The organism is uncultured Brevundimonas sp. (genome assembly GCF_937870815.1).
GTDB lineage: Bacteria > Pseudomonadota > Alphaproteobacteria > Caulobacterales > Caulobacteraceae > Brevundimonas.
Genome location: NZ_CALMZS010000196.1, coordinates 1 through 6,839 on the forward strand (window position 1 = coordinate 1; position 6,839 = coordinate 6,839).

The window sequence follows — 6,839 nt, forward strand, 5'->3', positions numbered from 1 at the left end:
ACATTGCCGGCGCGGGGGGCTTCGCAGTTGGTGAGGGTGGACCGGAGCCTGGCGGAAGAGATCGTGGCGGCGTGTTGGGGCTTGTCGATGATCCGAGAGAGATGATCCTGCGGATGTTCCAATTGCAGGCGGGGGAAGGGTTCGGCGATGTCTGCCAATCCTTTCCGTCCGGTCGTGCAGTCCCGGAGTCGCCGTTCGGCGCGGACGATCTCGTGTTTGGTGTGTTCAAGGAACTCCATCGGTTCTCGCAACGCGGCGTGGCGACCGAGGGCAAGGGCGCGTTGCAATGGAGCGAGATCGTCCGCACTTCCCTGACATATTCAGGCGGCAAGGACGTTCTCGTGGTCGAAGGGCGGGGTGGCGGGCGTATCCGGATTGATCTTTCCAGTTCGACCGGAAAGCGCCCCGCCTACAGGATACAGCAACTGATCGACGGACTGGCCCGCCGTTGGAGCGAAGCCGCCTATACCGGTCTCCCGGCAATGACCATCGAGGCCTTCTTCGCCAAGGCCAGACTTCCGGACAACTTCGCCGTGAACTTGTTTCCCGAAGAGCCGCGCCCACCGTTCAGGGCGGCTTTCCTGGAGTTGAGGGCGCGCGACGAAGTTACGGATGTGCAGATGCTTCCAAGCGATCCGGAAGACGAGGGGTTCGTCTATGCCGAAGAGATCGCGGTGATTTCGAGCCAGCCAAGCACCTTCTTCGACTCATTTGTTGACGCCACCCGCGCAAGCGCGATCGCCCCGGCCAACGAAAATGACCGAAGGAAACTCGGTCTCGCTCCGAATGAATCGGTCTGGGTCGTGAGCTGGAGATAAGGGGCGGGTCCCTTGGCTGCACGGGATCAACAGGAGGAGCGTGGGGCGGTCGTCGTCGGATCGCATGCGATCCTCCTCCACCCCTCCACCGCTTCGCGGTCCCCCTCCCCATCGCCAGGCGACGGGGAGGAGACACGTCCGCTTTTGACGTAGCGGGCGTGCAGGCTGCTCCCATGTACGAGCGCGATCCGCCCCGCATCCGATCCGACGAATACTGGGCCGAGATCCGCCGCGCCTGGGAAGGCGGGGCGACGGGGGCGTCGCTGGCCAGGCGCTATGACGTGGGGCTGGCCAATCTGTGGCGGCGGCGGGCGTCGGAGGGGTGGGAGCGGGTTCCGCGCCCGGACCCGGTTCCGGAGCCGGTCGAGGGCTGGGAGCGGTTCGCGGAGCGCAAGCGCGACGAATTCGAGTTCCGGCTGAACGAGACGCGGGCGGTGGCGGAGAAGCTGGCCGAGGCGATGGCGGGCGGGGCGCTGGAGGGCGTTCCGCTGTGGCATCTGGGCTTCGTGCTGCGGTGGCGGGAGGCGCGTCTGACGGCCGAGACGGCGCGCGGGACCGGGACTGGGCGCGGCGCCATGGCTGGACGGCGGAGATGTGGAAGGAGACCGGCGAGCTGCACCATCAGGCGTGGCTGGACGGGGTGACGCTGCAGGCCAATCGCGCGGCGTGGCGGGAGGATCATGGCCTGCCGGAGGGGGTGGCGGAGGACTGGCCGTAGAGTCTCCCGCCCCGCCCCGGGGAGGGAGAGACGCCCGCTTCCGCCGGCCCGCGCGCGGCGCTACAGCGACTCCATGCCCGCCCCCCGCACCGCCGCCCTGCTGGTCCTGCTCGCCGCGGCCGCGGTGCTGGGGCTGGCCCCGATCCTGGTGCGGCTGGCCGATACGGGGCCGGCGGCGGCGGGGGCGTGGCGGCTGGCCTTCGCCCTGCCGTGGCTGGGGCTGCTGGCGGGGCGGCCCGGCCGGGCCGCGGGCGAGGGCGGGCCGGGGCGGCCGTCGGCGCTGATGGGGCTGGCGGCGCTGTTCTTCGGGCTCGACCTGGCCTTCTGGCACTATTCGATCCGCCTCACCTCGGTGGCCAACGCCACCACCCTGACCAATCTGACCCCGGTGGTGGTGACGGCGGCGGCCTGGCTGATGTTCCGCGAGCGGCCGCGGCCGCTGTTCCTCGCGGCCCTGGCCGTGGCGCTGGCCGGGGCGTGGACCATGTCGGCGGGGGCGGACGGGCGGCAGGGGGCGGACCCGCGGCTGGGCGACCTGTTCGCGGCGGTGACGGCGCTCTGGTACGCCGGCTATTTCCTGACCGTGAAGGCGCTGCGCGGGCGGGTTCCGGCGGTGCGGATCATGCTGTGGACCACGGCGCTGGGCCTGCCGCTGCTGCTGGTCGCGGCCCTGGCCCTGGGCGAGCCCCTGGTCCCGGGCTCGGCGGCCGGCTGGGCGGCCTGCGCCGGGCTGGGCCTGGTGCATGTGGCCGGCCAGGGCGGGGTGACCTGGGCGCTGGGCCGGCTGCCGGCGGCGCTGACGGCGGTGACGGTGCTGATCCAGCCGGTGGTCGCGGCCGGGCTGGGCTGGGCCCTGTTCGCCGAGACCATGACCGGGGCCCAGCTGGCCGGCGCCGCCGCCCTGCTGGCCGGGGTGGTGCTGGCCCAGTGGTCGGCCCGCAACAAGAAGGGCGCGGAAGCCGAAACCTCCGCGCCCGTCCCATGATCCTGTCAGTCAGATCAGAGCAGTTTGAGGTCGACCGCCGAGGTCTTGCCGCGCTGGGATTCCAGCTCGTATTCGACCTTGGCGTTCTCATCGAGGCCCTGCAGGCCCGCCTTCTGGACGGCCGTGACGTGAACGAACACGTCCTGACCGCCGCCGTCGGGCTGGATGAAGCCGTAGCCCTTGGTGGGGTTGAACCATTTGACCGTGCCGGTCGCCATGTCTGCGTCTCCGTAAACGCGCTTTCCAGGCAGGCGCCCGTCATGGGGTCGCCCGTCAGCCCATCTGGACAAGCTCGTTCAGGCGAAGGAGCGCTGCACGGGTGTGGAAGCCGCGCCAAATCCGGACTGCGGGGCATTTCTCTCGCGCAAACCGGGGCCGGTCAACCGCAAACCGATTCGCCTGCCCGGCGAACGGGCCGGCGGCGCTCAGGCGCACAGGCCGCGGTCGGCCCCGTCGAGATGCAGGTGGTCGGCGTGGGCGTCGTTGTAGTCCGGGGTCAGAACGGTCGAGAACACCCGGCAGGCCCCGTCGCGGATGCGCTTCAGGAACGACTGGCCCTCCGCGCCCCGGGGGCCGGTTCCGTCCCAGTCGGCCTGCACCGAGACCCGGCGGCCGTCCTCGAGGGTCATGCCGCCGAGGTCCAGCGCATTGGCCCGGGCATGCTCGCTGGGCCGCGCCGCCGGGTCGGCCTGGCCGTAGATGCGGCGGCAGGCGTAGGTTCCCGCGCTGTCCAGCCGGGCCACCCGGCTGCCGAAGGCCGCCTCGGCCGCCGGCTGCAGCACCTGGCGGTCCCAGATGACGTACCGCACCGCCAGCGGGCACTGCATGACCGCATCGCCCGGCAGCGGCGTCACCGCCCCGCCGGTGATGCGGACCGCGCCGCGGACCACGCAGAAGCCGCCGTCGTCGCGGTCCCCGGCCCGCTCGACGGTGACGCCGGCCTCGCGCAGCACCTGGATGCAGGCGTCGGTGACGGCCTTGACCTCCTCCGGCGCGGCGGTGCGGGCCAGTTCGAAATCGTCGACCTTGGCCGCCGTGGCCTGGCCGATCGGGTGGTCGAGGTCCAGCGGCTTCCACGGCAGGTCCTGATGCGGCGCGAAGGCGTTGAGCAGGGCGAAGGCCGCGCACAGGCCCAGCCCGACCTCCCAGAGCAGATTCCAGAAATCGGCGAAATCACGGTCCATCGGGCTCCACGCTTACCCGCCCGGCCGCGCGGGGCCAACCGCTTCGTCCGGGGCGGCGCTGGCCGGGATCAGAAGCCCAGTTCGGCGCGCAGGGCGTCCGGCCTCACTCCGTCGACCCTCAGCTGGGCGAGGGTGGCGGCGTTGTCGCGCTTGGCCAGGCGCCGCCCGTCCGCTCCGGCCAGCAGCCGATGGTGCCGGTAGACCGGAGTCGGCCATCCCATCAGCGCCTGCAGCAGCACCTGGACATGGGCGGCCTCGAACAGGTCCTCGCCGCGGATCACATGCGTCACGCCCTGCAGGGCGTCGTCGTGGGTGACCGCGACATGATAGGCGGCGCCGGCGTCCTTGCGGGCCACGACGAGGTCGCCGGCGGTCCCGGGCCGCGCCGGAATCCGGCCGCGCTCGCCGCCGGGTCCGGCGCCTTCCTCGATGAAGGCCAGGGCGCGCCAGGCCGCCTCCCCGAGGGCGGCCCGGGCCCGGTCGAGCGACAGACGCCAGGCGAACGGCCGGCCCCCGGCGAGCAGCGCCGCCTCCTCCGCGGCCGGATGCGGGCCGGGCCGGACATTGTCGGCCGGGCCGTGCGGCGCGCCCCCGATCGCATCGACGATCTCCCGGCGGGTGCGAAAGCAGCGGTACAGCAGGCCGCGCCGGCGCAGCGTCTCGACCACGGCGGCGTAGTCGGCCAGATGCTCCGACTGCCGCCGCACCGGCTCTTCCCAGTCGAGACCGAGCCAGGCCAGATCCTCGCGCACCCCCGCCTCGAATTCGGGCCGGCATCGGGCCGCGTCGATGTCCTCGATCCTCAGGATGAAGCGCCCGCCCGCGGCCCGCGCAGCGGTCCATGCGGTCAGGGCCGAGAAGGCGTGCCCCCTGTGCAGGCGACCGGTCGGCGAGGGGGCGAAGCGGGTGACGAACATCGCGGCACGATAGCGGCAAGCGGACGCGATCACATCCGGCCGCTTGCCGCCCGCGTCCCCGGCGCTACGGTCCCGCGGATGCAGACTCCCTACTGGCTGGACGACATCGAGGCGGCGCGCCGGGCGGTCGTCGCGACCGACCCGCGGCTGGCCCGCCCCCACGCGCAGACCCCGGCCTTCGAGTGGCGCCGCCGCGTGGGCGGGTTCGAGGGCCTGTTTCACATGATCGTCGACCAGCAGGTTTCGCTCGCCTCGGCCGCCGCCATCTGGGCGCGCGTCGAGACGGGCCTGGGCGGCGAGATGACGCCCGACCGCGTGCTGGCCACGGACATCGAGACGCTGCGGAGTTTCGGACTGTCAATCCAGAAGGCGACCTACGGCCACGAGATCGCCCGCGCCCATGTCGAGGGGCGGATCGATTTCGACCACCTGGAGTCGCTTTCGGACGGGGAGGCCGTCGCCCGCCTCACCGCCATCAGGGGCGTCGGCAAATGGACGGCCGAGACCTTCCTGATGTTCTGCGAGGGCCGGCGCGACGTCTTTCCCGCCGGCGACGTCGCCCTGCAGGAGGCGATCCGCTGGGCCGACGGCGCGGACCTTCGGCCGCGCGAGAAGGAGGTCCATGCCCGCGCCGAAATCTGGCGTCCGCACCGAAGCGTGGCGGCGCATCTGCTGTGGGGATGGTACGGAGCGGTCAGGCGCGGGGAGGTCGCGCCGGAGCCTGCCGCGGCGTGACCCCGATCATCGACTCCCGACTCGCCGCCCCGGAAACCGTTCTCGGCGCGCTGGTCTGGGGATGGAGTCCGCCGGCCTTCCCCGGAGCCGCCGTCCGGGGCCAGGCGTCGCCGATCCGTCGTCCGTCCGTCATCGCCAAGCCGTCGAATCAGGCGTAGAATTCGGACACAGCCAGGGAAGGAGACCTGTCTTCAGTCCGGTCGCGTCGATAAACCTCATCCGAACGGCGAGGGCCTGATGCAGGTCCTCAGCCGCCCGCCGTCCGGCTGGCCCGCCCTGGTGCTCAACGCCGACTTCCGGCCGCTGTCCTACTATCCGCTGTCGATCTGGCCGTGGGAGGAGGTGGTCAAGGCGGTGTACCAGGACCGGGTCGACGTGGTCTCGACCTATGACAAGGTCGTGCGCAGCCCGTCGATGGAGATGGTCCTGCCCAGCGTCATCGCGCTGAAGAACTATGTCGACCAGGACCGGCAGCCGGCCTTCACCCGTTTCAACGTCTTCCTGCGCGACGGCTTCGCCTGCCAGTACTGCAATGCGACCACCGAACTGACCTTCGACCATGTCATCCCGCGCAGCCGGGGCGGCCGCACCACCTGGGAGAACATCGTCGCCGCCTGCAGCCCCTGCAACCTGAGGAAGGGCGGCCGCACGCCGCAACAGGCCGGCATGCCCATGCGCCGGGCTCCACATCGCCCCAGCGCCTGGCAGCTGCAGGAGTTCGGCCGCCGCTTCCCGCCCCACTACCTGCACCAGAGCTGGCTCGACTACCTCTACTGGGACATCGAACTGGAGCCCTGACGTTTCCCGCCGGGCCCGGAACGCTCGCCCGATCCCGGCCGGCCTTCTTCGCCTTTCCGGATTTTCCGAAACGCCGCCGACCTGTCACGGCGGGCGCCGAAATGGACCAGGGGAGGGACCCGGCGCGGGAACCAACTCCTTCCGGCCCGGTTTGAGGGTCTCGGCCAGTCTGGAGAGATCCCATGAAGAAGACGCTTGCGGCTGTTGCGGCCGGATGTCTGTTGATCGCCGGCCAGGCGGCGGCGGCGACCCAGGGCGTGGCCCGCGTCGGCGACCGCGTCGGCGCCCGGGCCGGAGAGTCCAGCGAGTTCGCCGGCATCCCGCTGATCGGCCTGCTGGCCATCGCGGGGGTGATCGCCGCGACGGTCGTGGTCGCCTCGGGCGACGAGTCCGACAGCGATTGAATATCGCCGCTGACCTGACCACCCAGGGGCGCTGTGGACTGGTCCGCCAGTCGCGGTGACCGCCGTCGCGGTCTAGCCGGCGCTCCCCGCCGCCTTCCACGCCTCGATGAATTCCAGCCGGCGCAGCACCTTGTTGTCCGGATCGATCAGCACATGGGCGCCGTCGGGAACGGCGACCCGGCCGGCGCCGCCGGTCATCTTCGCGGTCTGGCGGCGGCCGTCGATCTCGATCTCCACCGGCATCGGAAAGTCGGCCCCGTCCCCGGTCACCCACTCCAGG

The 6,839-nt window shown here is 71.5% G+C and carries 11 protein-coding genes and 1 pseudogene; 8 read left to right on the forward strand and 4 right to left on the reverse strand.

The genetic code is table 11. The features are described 5' to 3' along the window. The 4 genes from Q0588_RS13205 to Q0588_RS13220 all read left to right on the forward strand — a co-directional run. A partial coding sequence (locus tag Q0588_RS13205) for a hypothetical protein (RefSeq protein WP_298746937.1) occupies positions 1-818 on the forward strand: 818 nt, incomplete at its 5' end. A gap of 173 nt (positions 819-991) precedes the next feature. Next, positions 992-1,462, forward strand: coding sequence for a hypothetical protein (locus tag Q0588_RS13210; protein WP_298746939.1), 471 nt, complete (start codon positions 992-994; stop codon positions 1,460-1,462). After that, on the forward strand, positions 1,411-1,536 hold the full coding sequence (locus Q0588_RS13215) for a hypothetical protein (protein WP_298746942.1): 126 nt from the start codon (positions 1,411-1,413) through the stop codon (positions 1,534-1,536). The genes Q0588_RS13210 and Q0588_RS13215 overlap by 52 nt, the downstream gene beginning before the upstream one ends. Positions 1,537-1,609: 73 nt before the next feature. Continuing rightward, positions 1,610-2,521, forward strand: a complete 912-nt coding sequence (locus Q0588_RS13220) for a DMT family transporter (RefSeq protein WP_298746945.1) — start codon at positions 1,610-1,612, stop codon at positions 2,519-2,521. 14 nt (positions 2,522-2,535) lie between these two features. On the opposite strand, the gene Q0588_RS13225 is transcribed toward Q0588_RS13220, so the two are convergent. The 3 genes from Q0588_RS13225 to gluQRS all read right to left on the reverse strand — a co-directional run bounded on the left by Q0588_RS13225 (position 2,536) and on the right by gluQRS (position 4,622). After that, positions 2,536-2,739: a cold-shock protein gene (locus Q0588_RS13225; RefSeq protein WP_298746948.1), complete on the reverse strand. Its 204-nt coding sequence runs from the start codon at positions 2,737-2,739 to the stop codon at positions 2,536-2,538. A gap of 207 nt (positions 2,740-2,946) precedes the next feature. Beyond that, a complete protein-coding gene (locus Q0588_RS13230) occupies positions 2,947-3,705 on the reverse strand; it encodes an extensin family protein (RefSeq protein WP_298746951.1) in 759 nt (252 codons plus the stop codon). A 68-nt stretch (positions 3,706-3,773) separates the two neighbouring features. Further along, a complete protein-coding gene (gluQRS, locus tag Q0588_RS13235) occupies positions 3,774-4,622 on the reverse strand; it encodes a tRNA glutamyl-Q(34) synthetase GluQRS (protein WP_298746954.1) in 849 nt (282 codons plus the stop codon). 78 nt (positions 4,623-4,700) lie between these two features. Here gluQRS and Q0588_RS13240 point away from each other — a divergent pair, with 78 nt between their 5' ends. The 4 genes from Q0588_RS13240 to Q0588_RS13255 all read left to right on the forward strand — a co-directional run bounded on the left by Q0588_RS13240 (position 4,701) and on the right by Q0588_RS13255 (position 6,559). Continuing rightward, on the forward strand, positions 4,701-5,357 hold the full coding sequence (locus tag Q0588_RS13240) for a DNA-3-methyladenine glycosylase (protein WP_298746957.1): 657 nt from the start codon (positions 4,701-4,703) through the stop codon (positions 5,355-5,357). Further along, positions 5,354-5,515, forward strand: coding sequence for a hypothetical protein (locus Q0588_RS13245; RefSeq protein WP_298746961.1), 162 nt, complete (start codon positions 5,354-5,356; stop codon positions 5,513-5,515). Before Q0588_RS13240 ends, Q0588_RS13245 begins: the two co-directional genes overlap by 4 nt. A gap of 76 nt (positions 5,516-5,591) precedes the next feature. Further along, the gene (locus tag Q0588_RS13250) at positions 5,592-6,155 is read left to right on the forward strand and encodes an HNH endonuclease (protein WP_298746967.1); all 564 of its coding nucleotides are present in this window, start codon (positions 5,592-5,594) and stop codon (positions 6,153-6,155) included. A 182-nt stretch (positions 6,156-6,337) separates the two neighbouring features. Next, complete coding sequence (locus Q0588_RS13255; protein WP_298746964.1) at positions 6,338-6,559, forward strand: hypothetical protein; 222 nt, start codon at positions 6,338-6,340, stop codon at positions 6,557-6,559. 72 nt (positions 6,560-6,631) lie between these two features. On the opposite strand, the pseudogene Q0588_RS13260 reads toward Q0588_RS13255, so the two are convergent. Then, positions 6,632-6,839 (reverse strand): annotated as a pseudogene (locus Q0588_RS13260) (M1 family peptidase); the annotation flags it as partial.